The organism is Paenibacillus sp. FSL K6-1096, from assembly GCF_037977055.1.
In the GTDB taxonomy this organism is placed as follows: Bacteria; Bacillota; Bacilli; order Paenibacillales; family Paenibacillaceae; genus Paenibacillus_AQ.
On record NZ_CP150274.1, the window covers coordinates 4,746,753 to 4,765,128 of the forward strand.

The following is an 18,376-nucleotide window of genomic DNA, read 5'->3' on the forward strand; positions in this document are numbered from 1 at the left end:
TGTCACTTTGGGACAGCCCCTTTTCTGCGTTGGCTAGATCATTCTAAAATTTAAACGAATTGCTGATGAGACCATAGGCTGCTCCGGCAATGACGGATGTGATCAGCTGGTAGAAAATATATCCGGTCACAATGTTGGCAATGGCAATCAGGTACAGCGTGTCAATTCTCCGGCCTGCCGCTGTATTCAGCGGATATTGGAACAGGACTGTGTTCATGCTGATGAACACGAACAGGAACGACAGCGTAAGCAGGGTGGACGAGAACGAGTGCAGGCTGACAAGCAGGGTGAGAATCGCCAGCACCAGCAGCGCCACGGCCGGAACGAGCAGCGTCCCCATCCGGGTAATCAGCAATTTGAAATCAAAGCTGGCCTTCTCCAGCCGGAGTACGGCATAGGCGGCTCCGCAGGCTACGGCAAGACCTGCCGCCGTCAGCAGCAGCGGCTTCAGGAAGCCGGGGCCGAAGATGGCCGAGACATCCCATTTGATGAACAGAATGAGGAAATATAAGGCCGTCAGGATGGCCGTCAGTCCCATCGTGATCAGGCTGTTCATGAAATGCGCCACAGGAATTTCCTTCATGGTACTGTAAGGGCGGACAAGGACTCTCAGGTAGAAGCTCCAATACTGTTTGCCAACCGCCTGTGCCTGCTGTACACGTTCATCCTGGAGCAGGTTGTTCCATTGTTCGGATACTTTACGCTGGGGCTGCGGCTGCCCGGGTTCATGGTGCGGACCTTCGGGATTCTTGAAGGGCGTTCCGCCTTCAGGATTATTCATAGCTGTACCTCCTCGTGAAAGATATGGAAATCACCTTCGGCTTATAGTATAAGGGGGCCTGCCCGATAATTCTATATTTTTCCGGTTATTTTTTACCGTTCACATAGAGGTGCGGCTATCTCTGCCGTCAGTCCTCTGCCCGCGCAAAGCCCTCTTCCGCCAGATATTCCTCCGCTTCACCCTCAGTCTCGAATGCCATTTCCAGATGAAGTCCGGCATAGAGATACCACAGATCCTCCTCGAATTTCAGGCTCAGCGTATGGCCGTCCGCATTCTTCCACAAGGAGGCGGCGCCTGCGGGAGTCTTCTTCTTTCTCCGGGAAGGAGCCGGCGCTTCGGGAATATAGGTCAGCAGAGAATGGATGGAAGCGTCCAGCAGCTCACGCAGCTGGTCTTCCGAATAATCGCGGATATTCACCATTCCCTTGTCGTCCGTCTCGTAGCCACGCAGCAGTCCGGCGTAGACGAAGCCGTTGCCGTTCGGATGAATATGGGAAGCCACGGTCTTCTTATCATGCCGGCTCTGCTCCAGGTGATAATTCACCCGTCCCAGTGACACCTTCCGCGCTTCGAGCTGGGGATAGGAATCTAGAATCGCTAATTTCTGTTCAAAAGTAAGCATATACAGCCTCCGATTTCCGTGTAGAATCAGTTGATTATACCATGCTCCGGCTTAGGGAACTACACTGTCCCGGGTGCCGGGTAGTCCGTTCACCGGGCCAGCGGCAGCCGCAGCACGAAGCAGCAGCCCTGGGGCGGGTCGCTGCCGAGCTCAAGGCTGCCGCCCATCGCTTCAGCCAGCAGCCGGCTGAAGGTCAGACCGAGGCCGAGGCCGCGCAGCACACTCTGCTTGCCGGAGCTGCGGTAGAAGGCCTCGAAGACCCGCTCCCGGCTCTCTGGAGGGATGCCCGTGCCGTTATCGGTCAGGGTGATCTCCGCTATGCCGTCCGGAGCTTCATTAATGGTGAGCCGGAGCTGGAGCTTGCTGCCCTGCACCTTCGCCTGCACGCTGTTGTTCAGCAGGTTGACAATAATCTGCTGAATGCGGATCGGATCTCCCCGGAGCAGCAGCGGGGTCTGCGGCAGCTCTACGATAGGCGTGCAGACCTCCCCGCTCTGGGTCAGGCCCCATTGGTAGAGAATCTCTTCCAGCAGCGGAGCGGCCTCCAGCTCATCCTGCCGCACGGCGACCATGCCGGCAGTCAGCGCATTGTAATCCAGCAGGTCGGCAACCATGTGCTGCAGCCGCCCCGCTTCCTGCAGGGCGATATCCAGGAACTCCCCGGCCTCCTCCCCTTCGACAACCCCCTCGCGGACGGCATGGAGCAGTCCTTTGATCGAGGTGACCGGGGTCTTCAGCTCATGGGACACGCCTGCCAGCATGATGGCCCGCGACTGCTCGAACTGCTGCAGCTTGCCCGCCATCTCCTGGAAGGATACGAGCAGCTCATGAATCTCCCGTTCCTTGGCCCGGGTATCGAGCACGATATTGTACTGTCCGCCGCTGATCTGCGCCGCTGCGGAGGCCACCCGCTTCACCGGCTTGGCCAGCTTGACGGACAGAAGATAGATGGTCAGCCAGCTTAAGGCGATCAGGAAGACGATGATAATAGAGAAGAAGGTAATCTCCTCCTGCGGAATATGCCGGAGGGAGCGCTTGGACTGTAAGACGAAGACTTGTCCAAGTACTCCCTGCCCGCTGTCAATCTGTGCGGAGGCGGCCTTGTATTCCGAATTGCGCGAGTTGCTCAGCGAATCCTCCAGCTTGTAGCGCATCTGCTCCCCGGTCATGGGCGGCTGGGAGAACAGCAGCTGCCCTTCCGTGCCGGTGATGATTACGCACATCTCCTCATTCACTTTGAAGAAGCGCTTGCGGTCCTCAACCAGCTTGTGCAGGCTGGGGATGATCTCCAGCTTCCCGTCAGTGCCTACGCTGCGGTCGGCAATCTCCTGGGCCAGCAGACCGGTCGTCTGCATCCGGTTATCCATCGCCTCCTGCTGAATCCACCAGAAGGTGAACAGCGCAGCCAGCAGCAGCCCGATGCTGATGATCAGCAGGTAGCGCAGGGTCCAGTAGAAGAGGATGGAGGTTGGCTTCCGTCTCCGTCTTCGTCTCATGTTGTCCATAATTGATAACCCGTTCCTCTCAGTGTGCGGATCTCACCCTCGTGCTCCGGCCAGTGCGAGAGCGCCTGGCGCAGTCTTTTGATCGAGAGATCGACCGCCCGGTCGCTTCCCTCATAATCCATCTCCCACACATGCTCCAGGAGCTGGTCGCGGGTGCAGATCTGGTTCGGGCGCTCGGCGAGGAACAGCAGCACCGACATGTCGCGCGGGCTGAGGCTGACCTCCGCCCCGTTCAGGAAGATGCTGCGGGCCGAGAAATCGATGAACAGACTGCCGAAATGGCGCTTGCGGCTGCCGTCCGACCACTGCGAGGGGCGGCGCAGCACCGCCCGCACCCTGGCGACTACTTCCTCGGGGATGAAGGGCTTGGACATATAATCGTCCGCCCCTCCGTCCAGACCCGCCAGCCGGTCCTTGATCCCGTCCCGTGCGGTCAGCATGATGACAGGACAGCTGCTCCGCTCGCGGATCAGCCCCAGCAGCTCGAAGCCGTCTATCTCCGGCAGCATAATATCAAGCAGGACCAGCGAAGGCGGCGCCTCGCCGAAGGCTTCCAGAGCGCTCCGGCCGTCTGCGGCCCGGGTCACGTGGAAGCCCGCCTTGCGCAAATATGCACCAAGCACCCGGGCAATGGCCTCCTCATCCTCAACGATCAGAATGGATTGCATAGGCTTCAGTCCCTTATTTAAAATTACGACAATTCTACCATATTCCCGGCCTGTCCGCTTTGACTTATTCCCGACATATTGCTCTGTTAGAATGGGATTCAGCTGGAACAAGCAGAGACAGAGAATAGAATGGAGGAGATCTTATGAAGAAGAGAACCATTGCTTTAACCGCAGCCATCGTTGTTATTGCAGGAGCTATCACCGCCTTCATATTGGTGAACAACAGCCTTGGCAACAAGGTGGAGATTGAATCTGTTATTCCTGGGCAGGCCCAGGACAGCGGGGCCCAGAAGGAAGGGACCGCTAATGCAGCTGCCGCAGCTGCTGTAGTAACCTCGGAGCAGCTGAACGGAACCTGGAACATTGCAGAGCCGTCCAAGGTCTACTGGTCCGTAACTACATCCAAGGAAACCGTGAACTTCGTAGATCCGTCCGTTAAAGGAACCTGGAATGTGAATCTGGACGATGCCTCCGCGATGACCGGCGAAGGGTCGGTCGACATGAACGCGCTTGATTCGGGAACCGCCCCGCGGGACGAGCATGTCAAGGGAGCGGACTTCCTGTCCGTAGCAGAGTTCCCGGAAGCGACCTTCACGGTGAAGTCCTTCTCGGAGCTGCCGAAGGAATGGACTGAGGGGACAGCGGTGCCGGTGCAGCTGCAGGGTACGCTGACCGTAAAGGGCATCGAGAAGGAAGTCACGTTCGACTCGCAGGCCGCATACAGCGGCGGAGAGCTTAAGCTGTCGGGTACGACCACCGTAACCTTCGAGGATTTCGGCCTCAGCAATCCGCATTCCATCGTACTGAGTACCGAGAACAATCTGGAGGTGCGCCTGGAGTTGGTGCTCAAGAAATAACATAGGGTTTGGAGATTACTCTCCCCGTTACCGCGGATTTGCGGCTGGCGGGGAGGGTTTTTGATGTGACTGGGGCTGGGGCGAAGGCGGGTAGGCCAGATGCGGATGTATGCGGAAAAGCGAACACATTCGGCCGGCGCGGGGCGAATGAGCGGAATGTAATCGAAAAACCGATTACATTGGGCTGGCGTGGGGCGTTCGGCTATTCGGAGGAGTACCTGCGTTGTCTGTTCGGCTGAAATGAATTCATCTAGTTATGAAGCAATAGGGTTCCGGCGGGATGCGGACATGTACACAACAGGGAGATTTTGATAGAATCAGAGGGACTTGAGCTTCATTAAGAGGAGGATTTGACTATGGCAGAAGATAACGCTTACAAGGTAAAATGGGGCATTCTCAGCACAGGCTGGATCGCCCATCAGTTCGCTACGGATCTGGCCCATGCCAGCAACGGCGTGGCTTATGCAGTCGGCTCGCGCTCGCAGGAGAGCGCCGATAAGTTCGCGGCGGATCACGGTATTCCGGTGGCATATGCGACCTACGAAGAGCTGGTTAACGATCCTGAGGTGGATGCCATTTATATAGGAACGCCGCATCCGTTCCACCGTGAGAACGCGCTGCTCGCGCTGCGTGCAGGCAAGGCTGTGCTGTGCGAGAAGCCTTTTACTGTGAACAGTGGTGAACTGGAGGAGGTAGTAGCCTATGCCCGTGAGCATAAGCTCTTCCTGATGGAAGCCATGTGGAGCCGCTATATTCCGGCCCATGTCAAGGTAAGAGAGTGGCTGGCCGCCGGGCGCATCGGCGAGGTGAAGCTGGTGAAGGCCGACCTTGGATTCCGCTCCGAATGGAAGCCGGAAGGACGCCTGCTGAGTCCGGCCCTTGGCGGGGGAGCGCTGCTGGATGTCGGCATCTATCCGGTCTCCTTTACCTCGATGGTGCTCGGACCCCAGCCTGAGTCCATCGCCAGCACCGTGCATATCGGGGAGACCGGCGTGGATGAACACTTCTCGCTGCTGCTGTCCTACGGGAATGGCGTATCCGCTTCACTCAACGCCGGTATCCGCCTGAATCTGGACGATGAGGCCTATATCTATGGAACGGAAGGCCGTATCGTGGTCAATGGCACTCTGGTTAATCCGAAATCGGCCGAGCTCTACGTGAACGGCGAATTGGCTGAAACGTTCTCAGATGACCGCGCTTCGGTTGGATACTGCTTCGAGGCGGAAGAGGTGGGCCGTTGTCTTCAGGCCGGACTGACCGAGAGCCCGGTGATGCCGCTGGATGAATCCGTAGCGCTGATGAAGCTGCTGGATGAAATCCGGGCGCAGTGGGGACTGAAATACCCCGGCGAATAAGTGCAGGCAGGAAGCTTCCGGGAAGGGGGAGACCAAGTGACATTGACGATGGACCGTTATCAGGGCTGCCTGCAGGGGCTGGCAGCCGGGGATGCGCTGGGAACAACTGTAGAATTCCAGGCACCCGGAACCTTCAAGCCAATGACGGATATTGTCGGCGGCGGGGTATTTGGTCTGCAGCCGGGGCAGTGGACAGACGACACCTCGATGGCGCTCTGCCTGGCGGAGAGCCTGCTTACGGCGCAGGCCTTCGATCCGGCGGATCAGATGCAGCGCTATGTGAAATGGTACCGCGAAGGCGCGCTAAGCAGTACAGGCCGGTGCTTCGACATCGGCAACGCGACGCGTGAGGCGCTGCACCGGTATGAAGCGAGCGGGGAGGCTTACAGCGGCTCAGAGGACCCGTTCTCTGCCGGGAACGGGTCGATTATGCGGCTGGCTCCGGTGGTGATGTACTATGCGGAGCAGCCCGCCGGGGCGATCCGCTATGCGGCAATGAGCTCAAGAACGACACACGGGGCCGCCGAGTGTCTGGCTGCCTGCCGTCTGCTCGCCGCGTACATTCTTGCGGGGCTGCATGGCTGGAGCAAGCAGGAGATACTGGCTCCGGATGCCTTCGGCGAATGGCTGGATGAGGATACCCTTACGCCGCATATGCTGAATATCAAGCAAGGCTCCTATAAGCTGAAGGAGCCGCCGCAGATCCAAGGCTCAGGCTATGTTGTGGAATCCCTGGAAGCAGCGTTATGGGCATTCCATAAGTCTGACAGCTTCAAGGAAGGTGCGCTGCTCGCCGTGAATCTCGGCAATGACGCCGACACCACCGGAGCTGTATACGGCCAGATCGCCGGGGCCTACTATGGCCTGAGCGGTATTCCGGCCGACTGGAGCGGCAAGCTGGCGATGGGCGGGCTGATCAGCGATTACGCGGGGCGGCTGTTTACGGAACGGGTGAAGTAAGCGGGAATAGTGCATGTAGCAGGCGGGGCGCACAGGGCATCCCGCCCTTTTGTTGTGCGCAAATATGAGGTTACGTTTGAAGCAAACATTCAGAGATAAGTGTATTCTGTACAATTAAAACCCGTGAAAAGGCAGGCTTTCTTCCCCCAATTGTAGTCTATACAACTAAATTTGCCTGAACGGTTACTAACCGGGGGATAGAGCTACTTTAGATGTACGAAATGCAACTAAACGGATATTCTGCGGTACATCAGAGGATATAGCTGTACAGACTGCAATTAAGCTAATCGCTTGGAACTAGAATGTACCTTAATGGGGCAGGAGTGATGATATCAGGCAGCAGCTACTGCACCTCCACCAGAACTCACCCCCGACTTCTACGCTTGAATTTAAATTTGCTGATTGTATTTCGTGCAATAGAAAACTCATATTTGACCGTAAAACGAGATTCTATTGTATTTCATACAGTGGAATGTGGCATTTTGGGCGATAAGTGGTCTTTATTCAAAATTCAATTGTACCGAATACAATAGATTCTATTTCGAAGCCCCTTTTACAGCATTCTAATGTACAAAATACAGTTACTACCGTTCCAGCGTCTACAGTATCCATATCATTGCTGCGGGAGTGAGGGTTCCCGATGCAGCGATTTGAAACCATAAAAAATACAAACCTCCAGGTTGAACGGAAAGGCGGAAAACTTGAAACTTTTTAGGAAATATCCGGTGGCGGACGGCAAAGAGGGCGCGCTAAGATGGAAGCACAACAACCTGGCACTTGCGCCGGGTTAAGCCTTTAAAGAGCAGTCAGGTCCGGTATAGTCCTTCTTACCATTCAAACGGAGGTTATGGCATGAGCATGGAACAAGCGGGTTCACTTAGAGGCATCGCCAATATGGAACGTTTTGATCTGCTGCCGCTGCTGCGGGACGGCGTGCAGGTGCATTATGAGGGCAGCATCGACAAGCAGGGCTATAATGCCGACTGGGATTGGTGGCTGTACCGGGAAGGGGAGGAATGGGTCATATTTGACTGTGACGGCCCGGGGTGCATTTACAATTTTGTGCAGCACAGATATCCCGACAGCCCCGAGCCGACATTCCGTTTCTACTTCGACCATGAGCGGGAGCCGCGGCTGGTAATCAAGCCGTCAGAGTTTGGCAGCAGGGCGCCGTTCCTGAAGCCGCTGGCGGACGCCTACCTTGGACCGGAGGACGGAGGACGGGGGCCGATCCGGGTCGTGCGCAGCTTTGTGCCGATTCCGTTTGCCGGGGCATGCAGAATTACCTCGGATATCCGGCTGAAGGGCGCGGGGAAGGGCGACGGGGGCTGGGGCCATGTCGTGTATCATACCTACAGCTCAGCGGAAGATCTCGTAACCTTCACGGGAAAAGAAGACTACAGCCGGCTGACCGCCATGTGGAGCGCGGCCGGAACAGATCCGAAGCCTGACGTCATTAGTGAATCCCGGCTGTATCAGGGTCTCGTGCTTGAACCCGGCGAAACGGCGGTCGTACTGAACGAAACGGCACAGGGCAGCGTCTCTTCCATTCAGGCCTTGCCGGAGGCCTTTACTCCGGAATTATTGGGTGATGTCTGGGTCCGGGCGACCTGGGACGGACATGAACGCCCGGATATCGATTGTCCGCTTGGCATCCTGTTCGGCAACGAGCTGGGACTGAATCCGGTTGGCGTGCTCTCCCACGGGATTACGGGGGCGGGGCGGGGATATAACTTTTTTGCCATGCCATATTGGGAAAGCGCTGTGATTGAGCTGGTGAACAAAGGGAAGCAGACAGCCACGTTCAAGGAGTGGGAAATCCGGGTTACACAGGAGCGGAATCCGCTCTATAAGCGCAGCCAGACCGGTTATTTCCGCTCTTCGGCGTATTACAGCCGCAAAGCATCTCCGGGCACGGACAGCATCATCGGCCGGCTTGCGGGGAGAGGGCATCTGGTGGCGGGCCAGGTGACCGGATATACGCGGAGGCCCGGAACAATTAGTTGCGAGGGCGATGTACGGGTGCATATTGACGGCAGCGCTACCCCGCAGGTGGAGAGTGACGGCTCCGAGAGCTGGGTCTGCTACGGCTGGGGCTTCCCGACGCCGCCTGAGAGCAACCCCTCAAGCGCTTATGACGGATTGCCCGACAATCCCTGGTCCATGATCCGGCTGTGCAGCGGAGACTGGTATCCGTTCCGGACGGAGCTTGTTTTCGGGATTGAAGCGGGAGAGTTTAACAACCAGTATCTGGAGCATTCGGGGGCGCTGCTATATTACGGCGTGGATGAGCCGGGGATGGTGCTGACGGACGAGATCGACATCGGCAGCAAAGCGTCGGAGGGCGTACATGAGTATAAGAGCGAAGGCAGCCGGGGCTACTACACGCTGGACAGTTATTATGAGGGCGACCGGGATGATGTCCTCATCGCTGACACCGGGCATGAAACGGAAATCGCCAGCGAGTTCACCGTGACGGTACACGAAGACAACCGCGGCGTCAGGCTGCGGCGCAGGAGCGATCAGATGACCGCCCGGCAGAAGGCGGACGTGTTTGTGGACGGCGTCAAGGTTGCTGAACGAAGCTGGTATTATCCGGACCGGAACCCGTACAAACGCTGGCTGGAGGATGAATTCGATATCCCGGAGAAGTACACTGCCGGCAAAAGGCATCTGCGCATCCGGCTGGAATTCGTCCAGGAAGGCGAAGCCAGAGTCTGGAACGAGTTCAGGTACTGGGTGTACTCGATGCTGTAGATCATATAAGGGGCGTGACAAAGGGATGGAACACACGAACTTAAGCAACGAGTCTAAAGAGTCTGATTTAAAAAATGCTGAGGCTACACGCACGGAGCCCGGCAGCGGTGCATACGGACTGAAGCCGCTGCAGGTCTCCGCGAACCGCCGCTACCTGGAGACGGCGGACGGCGCTCCGTTCTTCTGGCTCGGGGACACCGCCTGGGAGCTGTTCCACCGGCTGAGCCGCGAGGATGCGGAGCTGTATTTGCGGACCCGCGCCGGGCAGGGCTTCACGGTCATACAGGCGGTGCTGCTCGCCGAGTTCGCGGGAGTCACGACCGGCAATGCCTACGGACGGCTGCCGCTCGGGATGAATGATGAAGGGCAGCCCGATCCGCAGCGTCCCGATCTGGACGGACCGTATTCCTATTGGGACCACGCCGATTTCATCATGGATACTGCGGAGCAGTTAGGACTGTACATCGCCCTTCTGCCCACCTGGGGCGACAAGTTCAACCGGATTGGCGGCAAGGGGCCGGAAATTTTCACGGCGGATAACGCGGCCGCTTACGGCAGGTGGCTGGGGGGAAGGTACAAAACCCAAACCAACGTGATCTGGGTGCTGGGCGGCGACCGGACCCTAACTACAAGCCGCCATTTCGATGTTGTGAACGGTATGGCGAAGGGCCTGAAGGAAGGAGGAGCCGAGCAGCTCATGACCTTCCACCCCAAAGGGGCGGAATCCTCGTCGCACCATCTGCATGATGAGCAGTGGCTGGATTTCAATATGATCCAGTCGGGGCACGGAGAACGGGAGATCACCAATTACGTCAGGGTGCAGAGCGACTACGCCAGGGAGCCCGTCAAGCCGACAGTGGACGCCGAGCCCTGCTATGAGGATATTCCGGTCGGCTTTAATGAAGCTAACGGCTATTTCGACGCAGCCGATGTCCGCAGGGCCGCCTATTATGCGATGCTATCCGGCGCGTTCGGCCATACCTACGGCCATCATTCGGTATGGTCGATGTGCGAAGGAAGGCATGACACCTCCGGGTTTACGGAGCCCGGCCCCTTCTTCATTATGTCCTGGCGCGAGGCGCTCCGCCGTCCGGGCGCGGAACAGATGCGGCATCTCCGCAGGCTGCTGGAGCCTCATCTCGGCGATGGCTTCGCACCGAACCAAATGCTAATTGCCACCAATTTCGGCGGCGCCAACTATATGACTGCTGCACAAACTTCTACAACCGCTTTCATTTATTGTCCGAATGGCTTGTATGTCGATGCCGTCATGGGTTATATTGAGGGCAAGGAAGCCGTGGCCTCCTGGTACTCCCCCAGGGAAGAGCTGATTATCCCGGGGGAACGGGTGCCGAACGAAGGTATACAACGCTTTGCTGCCCCGAACAGCGGAAGAGGAAATGACTGGGTACTGATACTAGAGGGGGTATGAGGCATGTATAAGGTGATGATCGTCGAGGATGAAATGCTCGTTCGGATCGGGCTTAAGAATTCGGTCGAATGGAGCAAATTCGATTTGGAAGTAACCGCCGATTTTCCGGATGGCCAGGCCGCTTGGGATTACTACGAGCGCGAGAAGCCCGATGTGGTCATTACCGATATCTGCATGCCCAAGATGGACGGCATGGAGCTCATTGCCAATATACGCAAGACCGACAAGAATACGCGGGTCGTTGTGCTGTCCTGTCTGGAAGAATTTGAGCTGGCGCGTAAGGCGCTGGCTCTTGACGTCTCCAGCTATATTCTGAAGCTGACGATGACCGAGCAGGAGATTGAGGATGTGCTGCGCCGGGTCAGGGAGGAGCTGGACCGCCAGGAGGACCGGAGCGGCGGACGGGAGGAGTCCGGCGTCTCCTTATCCAGCCTGGAGCTGGTGAAGGAGAAAGTGTTCAAGGATTTCCTGTTCTACCGGATCTTCTCGGCGCAGGAATTCGGCCGTTTCGCCGAGCAGAGCGGGCTGAGATTGTCACCGGTGCGGCTCACGGTCTGCGTGATGGAGGTGGACCGCTATTCACTGCTTAAGGAGCGTTTCCGCGACGAGCACGGCCATCTGGTGAAGATGTCGCTGCTTAATATGCTGGGCGAGATCCTGTCCGCCCACCGCAGAGGGGAAGCGTTTCAGATGAACGACCGGCATTATGCGCTTGTTATGCCTTTTGCCGACATGCTGTCCGAGCAGGCGATCGTCAAGGAGACCGGGACCATTCTCGGTCATATCCAGGAGATGATCTCCCTGTATTTCAACAGCTCCGTATCGTTTGGCATCAGCGGCATCCGCGGCGGTTACGATTCACTGCCGAAGCTGTACGCAGAGGCGCAGCACGCGCTGGAGCACAAATTCATCTCCGGACCGGGACTGCATCACCGCGGCAGCCGGCGGCCCGTCCCGGCGGGAGTGCGGACCCGGCTTGCGCTGCTGCGGACGAACGCCGCCATCCGCGAGCTGCTCTCGCCGCTTAAGCAGAAGGAATACGACGCCTATCTGGATGTGTTCGAGCGGGAGATGGAAGGAGACCGAAAGACGCTGGAAATGATGCTGTTCCAGTTCGTTCAATGGATCAGCACCAATCTGTACGATGACAGCCATAATGAACAAACGCTGCTGATCAGCATCACAGAGAACCTGGAGGACTGCGATACGCTGCCCGATATGCTGGACCAGGTGAATGTGTATATTGAGACACTGGCTGAACACATTGGTAAACGCTTACAGATGAGCGATGAAATTACGCGGGCCATCCAGTATATCAAACGCCATTACACGGAGAATATCAGCCTGCAAAATGTTGCCGACCATGTCGGCCTGAGCTTCAGCTACTTAAGCAATCTGTTCCGTAAAGAGCTGCAGATTTCCTATATCGATTATTTGAACCGCTACCGGATTGAGCGGGCGAAGGAGCTGCTGGCCGAGAGCCAGCTGAAATCGTCCGATGTCGCCGTCCAGGTCGGTTTTTCCCCGGAATATACGTACTTCAGCAAAGTGTTCAAGAAAATAACGGGCCTGGGCCCGAATGAATACCGCAGACAGCTGCTGTCTGAGCCAAAGAGGAGAGCATGAAGTCGCTCGCCCGGTCGATCTTCTTCTCCCGGCAGCTCCGGACGCAGCTCATCGTGTATATTATGGTGATCAGCCTCGCCGTGCTGGCCGGGGCTTCTTATTTTATTTTTTCGTATATGCAGAATATGGTGAAGGACCAGAACGAACGTCTCCTCTATCAGCAGTTCCAGCAGCTCGACCACAACATCACGGGGCTGGTGAGCGAGGTGGACCGGCTGTCGCTGCTGTTCTTAAGGGACGATGGCATCCAGCGGTTTCTGTATAAGATATCGGAAAAAACCGAAATTGAATTCCTGGAATCCAAAAACGACGTCCAGCGCGTCATCGCGGATTTCATCGATAATTACAGCTATATTGATTCCGTGTATATTACGGCGGATAATCTCGGCGTCGTCGGCGGGAGCGCAACCCGCACGCTCGTCTACTCTAAGGAGGAGTGGCAGCAAAGCTTTTTCTCTTCAGAGCCCTTCCGCCGGACGCTGGAAATGTACCCGAAGCTGATTATCGAAGCCGGCATTCAAAAATCGTTCTACAACCCCTATCTTACCGGGCCGGACGACGGGCATCTGATCAGCCTGATGCGCGGCACGCGCGCCATCTACGACCCGACGACCAGCGCCACCCTGATCTTTAACATCGACGAGCGGTATCTGGTGTCCATCTACGCGACTGCGCTCAACAAAGCCGAAGGGGATATGTATATCGTTAATGGCAGCGGCAAGATCGTCTCCTCCAGCGTGCCTGAACGGATCGGAACGAAAAGCCCCTTTGTGCCGGGAGAGAAGGAAGGTGTCCAGTACGGCAGCATCGACGGTCATTCGGGCGGGCGCAGCGTACAGGTGGTGTATTACAAGCTCACGGACGGCGGCTGGTATTTGCTGAAGGAAATTCCGTTAAGCCAATACTCCGAGCAGATTTACGGCGTGCAGCGGATGCTGGTGATTGTCTTTGTGCTCAGCGTGCTGGTCATCTTTATCGTCTCCTATTTCTGGCTGCGCCGGATTATCAAGCCGCTGCATCTGCTCTCGCTCCGAATGAAGGATATGAGCCGCGGCGAGCTTGGCGTTACGCTGGAGCATATTCCGAACAACGAGCTGGGCACAGTCATCCGCCGGTTCAACGAGATGTCGCTGAGCATGGTGGAGCTGGTGGACAAGAACAACGAAATCCAGGAGAAAAAAAGGGAGCTGGAGATCGAAGCGCTGCAGTACCAGATCAATCCGCATTTTCTGTACAACACGCTGAACATGATCCGCTGGATGGCCGTTATCGTCAAGGCGGACAACATCGTCCATACGATTGTGGCTCTGGGCAATATTCTGCGCCCCGTCTTCTCCAGCAAGGATTCCATGTGCACGCTGCGGGACGAGCTGTCCTATCTGGACAACTATATGAAAATTATCAACATGCGCTTCAACAACAGCATTGCCTTTGAGGTAGAGGTGGACGAGGCGCTGATGGACTGTCTGGTTCCCCGCTTTATTCTGCAGCCGCTGGTGGAGAATTCGATCGCTTCAGGCCGCCAGAATGAGGAGTTCGCCATTGTGATCGGAATCGGGGCCGAGCTTGCCGGGGAGACGCTGCATCTGATCGTAACGGACTCCGGTACCGGGCTGGACGAAGACAGGGTGCGGGAGCTGAACGATAAGCTTGCCGGAGGCGAGTCGCCCAAGCCGGGCGGCGGGGGCAGCGGCATCGGCCTGAACAATGTGAACAAGCGGATTCATCTGTATTACGGCCCGGACTATGGCGTCCGTTTCGTGCCGAGGGAGCAGGGGGCTGAGGTGCGGGTAAGTCTGCCGGCAAGAAGGCTCCAGGAGGACTAACAAGGTTTGATAAAAGCTTTCAAGCAAGCCGCTGATCCGGCGTAACGCTTGGAAGCTTTTTTTGTTCAAGTCGTTCGCAAAATCGTTCAAGCAGAGGCGGAGGCGGGCCGCTTTTTTTCAAGAGGAACGGAAGATCTTTCATTCAAGCACAGGATAGAAAGCGCTATCATTTAGTTAAGCAAAGAGAACGAACAAGGAAAAGGAGAACCGCCATGGAGTACACCTACACCGCAAAATCAAAGCCCGTCAAGGCCAAAAAGCCCGCCAGGCTGCTGCGCAAAGACGGCATTACACTGCTGCTGCTGGCCCTGCCGTTCGTGCTGTTCACCTTCGCTTTCAGTTACGTGCCGCTGTTCGGCTGGATTTACGCATTCTTTGATTACAAGCCGGGCATTCCGCTGAGCCATTCCGCTTTCCTGGGACTGGAGAATTTCCGCTCAATGCTGACCGATCCGCGGATGGGACCGGTGCTGGTGAACACGCTGGCCTTAAGCCTGCTGTCCATCGCGACCGCGCCGATTCCGATGCTGCTGGCCATCCTGATCTCGGAGGTGCGCTCCGGCTGGTTCAAGCGGCTCGTCCAGACCGTGTCGACGCTTCCCCACTATATCAGCTGGATTATCGTATTCTCGCTGGCGTTCAGTATGTTCAGCACGGAGGGTGCCGTCAACTCGATGATGATGAAGACGGGCATCGGCAGTCCGCCGGTGGACGTACTGGGCAACTACGAACGGGTATGGACGGTGCAGACGATGCTGCTGCTGTGGAAAGGGGTCGGCTGGAGCGCAATCATCTACCTGGCCGCCATTGTCGGTATCGACAGCGAGCAGTATGACGCGGCCAAGGTGGACGGAGCCGGACGCTTCCGCTCCATCTGGCATATCACACTGCCGAGCATTATGCCGACCTTCATCGTACTGCTGCTGCTGTCCGTCAGCAATCTGCTGTCCGCCGGCTTCGAGCAATACCTGATCTTCAGCAACGTCATGATTGCCGACCGCATCGAGGTGCTGGACCTGTATGTGTACCGGCTCGGGCTGGTGACGGGCGACTACTCCTACTCTACAGCAGTTGGGATCTTCAAGACCGCTATCAGCGTAATTCTGCTCTTTACCGTGAATTTCCTCTCGAAGAAGTTCCGCGGTCAAGGTATCGTATAACCAGGAAAGGAGCCAAGCCCCATGAGCACCTATGAAGAAACGCAGGTCTACCCGCGGCGCAGACGGATGGACTGGAAGGATGCCGCCTTCACCGTATGCAACTATCTTTTTCTGACCCTGCTGGTCATCGTGACGATCTATCCGTTCTATTACATCTTTATCTACTCAGTCAGCGATCCGATTGAAGCCCAGAAGGGCGTACTCATCTGGCCTGCCGGCTTCTCGCTAGAAGCCTACAAAGCCACGGTCAAGCTCCCGGGCATCGCCGATGCGGCGATCGTGACTGTCGCCCGGACGGTGCTGGGCACGCTCATTACCGTCTTCAGCTGTTCGTTCTTCGCCTATCTCATTACAAAGAACGAAATGCCGCTGCGCAAGATGATCTACCGGTTCGTGCTGATTACGATGTATTTCAACGCCGGCTTCATTCCCTGGTATCTGACGATGAAGACGTACGGGCTGCAAAATAACTTTCTGCTGTACATCATTCCGAGCGCCATTTCGGGCTTTAACATTATCCTGATCAAAACGTTCATCGAACAGCTGCCGGCTTCGCTGGAGGAATCGGCCAAAATCGATGGTGCCGGTTACTTCAAAGTCTACACAAGCATCATCTTTCCGCTGTCGATGCCGATTATTGCTACCATTGCTGTATTTGCGGCGGTGGCCCAGTGGAACACTTGGTTCGACAACTTTTTTCTGGTCGAGAATCCGAAGCTGCAGACGCTGCAGCTGGTGCTGTACAACTTCCTGAACCAGTCAAGCAACCTGTCCAATATGACGACCGAGCAGCTCTCCCGGGGCGATCTCGTGCGGACGCTGACGCCGCAGTCGATCCGGATGACGATTACGATGATCGTAACGCTTCCTATCGTGCTGGTGTATCCGATGCTGCAGCGGTATTTTGTCAAAGGGATCATGATGGGTGCGGTTAAAGGCTGAGGCGGGCTGGAAGAATACAACAAGGGATTATCCGGCGATCGCCGATAATTATAGACCATTTACACAGGAGGGTTATCCGAATGAGACAAAGAAGAACGCTCCAACTGCTCCTCGCTTCGCTCATGACTGCATCCCTGGCGCTGTCCGCCTGCTCGAACGGTAACAACGGCGGAGGGAATGCCGCAAGCCCCACGCCCGCCGGGGGCACGAATTCGGCCGGTGCGGAAGCTACTGATTCCGGGGCGGCCAAGGAGCAGGTTACCCTGCGCGTGCTGATCATGGAAACCGGCTCCAAATGGAATACCCATCAGGACAGCGTGGTCGCCAAGGCGATTGCCGACAAGCTCGGCGTCAAAATTGAATACGTAGAGGCCGATGAGAACAAATTCAACGTTCTGCTGGCCGGCGGCGATCTGCCTGATATTGTCCGAACCGATGTGAACAAGTTCCAGAAGCAGCTGATCGAAGGCAACCTGATCGTGCCGCTGGACGATATGCTGGCTGAGCACGGCAAGGATATCAGCGCGAATATCGGAACCGTAGTGGAATACAGCAAGAAGAACTGGAGCAACGGCACAGGCAGCCTGTACTTCCTGCCGCCTCAGGTTCAGTCCAAGCCCGGCACCTCCATTGCCCCGATCACGATCGGCCCTACGATCCGCTGGGACTGGTATAAGGAAATCGGCGCTCCCGCAATCAACACGATGGACGATCTGCTGGATGTGGTGGAGCAGATTGTACAGAAGCACCCGCAAACCGAGGACGGCAAAAAGGTATACGGCGTGTCCATGTGGCAGGATTGGGGGCTGTGGCCGTACCTGATTCCGCCGATTATCTTCAACAAGCTGAGCGGGTCCACCAGCGACCTGACGGCATCGCTGGTTGGCGGAAGCGAATTCATCAGCACGCTGACGGATGAATCGTCCAACTTCTGGACAGCGATGGACTTCTACAATAAAGCGAACCGCCGGGGACTGCTTGATCCCGACTCGCTGACGATGAAGAATAACGACTACATGGCCAAAGCGACGGCCGGCCAGATCGTGGTCGGACCCGCGACCTGGGCAATGGGCGACTTCAACGCCCAGCACGCTGCCGACGGCAAAGGCTACATCGTAGTGCCCGCCGGGAAGCTGGCCTGGACCGGGGCTGTGAATCCGCTGGGCTGGCAGGATAAGGCGTACGCCATTTCCAAGAGCTCCAAGAATCCCGAGAAAGCGATGGAATTCCTGAACTACATCTTCTCTTACGAAGGCGCAAGAACGATGTATAACGGCGTTGAAGGCACGCACTGGAACATGGTGGACGGCAAGCCGGTGCTGACCGATGAGACGCTTGCACTGAAGGCCGCCGGCGGGGCTCCGTATGAAGCAACCGGCCTGTCGCTCGACCGCAACATTATCGGCCTCGGCGGCGATATGATCAACCCGGATGATAAGATGCCGGTTGACCTGTTCACCTCGGAGGAAGCGCTGGCGAAGGCGGCTACTCCGCTGGAGAAGGATTTCGCCCAGCACTTCGGCGCCTCTTATTCGGGCGAAGTATTCAAGAAGCTGATCGACGAAGGCAAGCTGGATACGTTCACCACGTGGATGAACGGGATGTCGGATGACGAGATCATTAAGCGCAACACGGTTCCGGGCGTAACGCTGACCGATGCCCTGAAGAAGCAGGAAGCCGAGCTGAAGGAGCTTGCCGCCCGCGAAGCCGCCAAGATCATTCTGAGCAAGGATGATAAGACATTCGAAGCCAACAAGCAGGCGGCGCTGAAGGCGTTCCAGAAAGGCGGCGCCGACGAGTTCACCGCATGGTATAACGAGGAGGTTAAGAAGCTCAGAACGGAACACGGGCTGTAAATCGGGGAGAGCTTATACTGCACACAATA

At 56.7% G+C, this 18,376-nt stretch carries 14 protein-coding genes; 10 read left to right on the top strand and 4 right to left on the bottom strand.

What is annotated here, in order from left to right; genetic code table 11:
• Positions 1-43: 43 nt before the first annotated feature.
• The 4 genes from MHI24_RS20995 to MHI24_RS21010 form a co-directional block, all read right to left on the bottom strand.
• On the bottom strand, positions 44-781 hold the full coding sequence (locus MHI24_RS20995) for a hypothetical protein (RefSeq protein ID WP_340021463.1): 738 nt from the start codon (positions 779-781) through the stop codon (positions 44-46).
• Positions 782-908: 127 nt separating this feature from the next.
• The gene (locus MHI24_RS21000) at positions 909-1,403 is read right to left on the bottom strand and encodes a hypothetical protein (protein WP_340021464.1); all 495 of its coding nucleotides are present in this window, start codon (positions 1,401-1,403) and stop codon (positions 909-911) included.
• Positions 1,404-1,492: 89 nt separating this feature from the next.
• On the bottom strand, positions 1,493-2,908 hold the full coding sequence (locus MHI24_RS21005; RefSeq protein ID WP_340021465.1) for a HAMP domain-containing sensor histidine kinase: 1,416 nt from the start codon (positions 2,906-2,908) through the stop codon (positions 1,493-1,495).
• Positions 2,896-3,576 carry a response regulator transcription factor gene (locus MHI24_RS21010; RefSeq protein ID WP_340021466.1) on the bottom strand — a complete coding sequence of 227 codons (681 nt, stop codon included), beginning with the start codon at positions 3,574-3,576 and terminating at the stop codon, positions 2,896-2,898. The genes MHI24_RS21005 and MHI24_RS21010 overlap by 13 nt, the downstream gene beginning before the upstream one ends.
• Before the next feature lie 143 nt (positions 3,577-3,719).
• On the opposite strand from MHI24_RS21010, the gene MHI24_RS21015 reads away from it, so the two are divergent.
• The 10 genes from MHI24_RS21015 to MHI24_RS21060 all read left to right on the top strand — a co-directional run bounded on the left by MHI24_RS21015 (position 3,720) and on the right by MHI24_RS21060 (position 18,347).
• Positions 3,720-4,433 (top strand): YceI family protein, encoded by a 714-nt coding sequence (locus MHI24_RS21015; RefSeq protein ID WP_340021467.1) that lies wholly within the window; start codon positions 3,720-3,722, stop codon positions 4,431-4,433.
• Positions 4,434-4,789: 356 nt separating this feature from the next.
• Positions 4,790-5,788 (top strand): Gfo/Idh/MocA family oxidoreductase, encoded by a 999-nt coding sequence (locus MHI24_RS21020; RefSeq protein ID WP_340021468.1) that lies wholly within the window; start codon positions 4,790-4,792, stop codon positions 5,786-5,788.
• Between the two features lie 36 nt (positions 5,789-5,824).
• Complete coding sequence (locus tag MHI24_RS21025) at positions 5,825-6,748, top strand: ADP-ribosylglycohydrolase family protein (RefSeq protein ID WP_340021469.1); 924 nt, start codon at positions 5,825-5,827, stop codon at positions 6,746-6,748.
• A gap of 852 nt (positions 6,749-7,600) precedes the next feature.
• A complete protein-coding gene (locus MHI24_RS21030) occupies positions 7,601-9,505 on the top strand; it encodes a DUF2961 domain-containing protein (protein WP_340021470.1) in 1,905 nt (634 codons plus the stop codon).
• 25 nt (positions 9,506-9,530) lie between these two features.
• Positions 9,531-10,937 carry a glycoside hydrolase family 140 protein gene (locus MHI24_RS21035; RefSeq protein WP_340021471.1) on the top strand — a complete coding sequence of 469 codons (1,407 nt, stop codon included), beginning with the start codon at positions 9,531-9,533 and terminating at the stop codon, positions 10,935-10,937.
• Between the two features lie 3 nt (positions 10,938-10,940).
• A complete protein-coding gene (locus MHI24_RS21040; RefSeq protein WP_340021472.1) occupies positions 10,941-12,563 on the top strand; it encodes a response regulator in 1,623 nt (540 codons plus the stop codon).
• Positions 12,560-14,389, top strand: coding sequence for a histidine kinase (locus tag MHI24_RS21045; protein ID WP_340021473.1), 1,830 nt, complete (start codon positions 12,560-12,562; stop codon positions 14,387-14,389). Before MHI24_RS21040 ends, MHI24_RS21045 begins: the two co-directional genes overlap by 4 nt.
• Before the next feature lie 212 nt (positions 14,390-14,601).
• Entirely contained in the window at positions 14,602-15,549 is a 948-nt protein-coding gene (locus MHI24_RS21050; RefSeq protein WP_340021474.1) for an ABC transporter permease subunit, read from the top strand.
• 21 nt (positions 15,550-15,570) lie between these two features.
• Complete coding sequence (locus MHI24_RS21055) at positions 15,571-16,491, top strand: carbohydrate ABC transporter permease (RefSeq protein ID WP_340021475.1); 921 nt, start codon at positions 15,571-15,573, stop codon at positions 16,489-16,491.
• Between the two features lie 80 nt (positions 16,492-16,571).
• Positions 16,572-18,347, top strand: coding sequence for an extracellular solute-binding protein (locus MHI24_RS21060; RefSeq protein ID WP_340021476.1), 1,776 nt, complete (start codon positions 16,572-16,574; stop codon positions 18,345-18,347).
• Positions 18,348-18,376 lie beyond the last annotated feature (29 nt).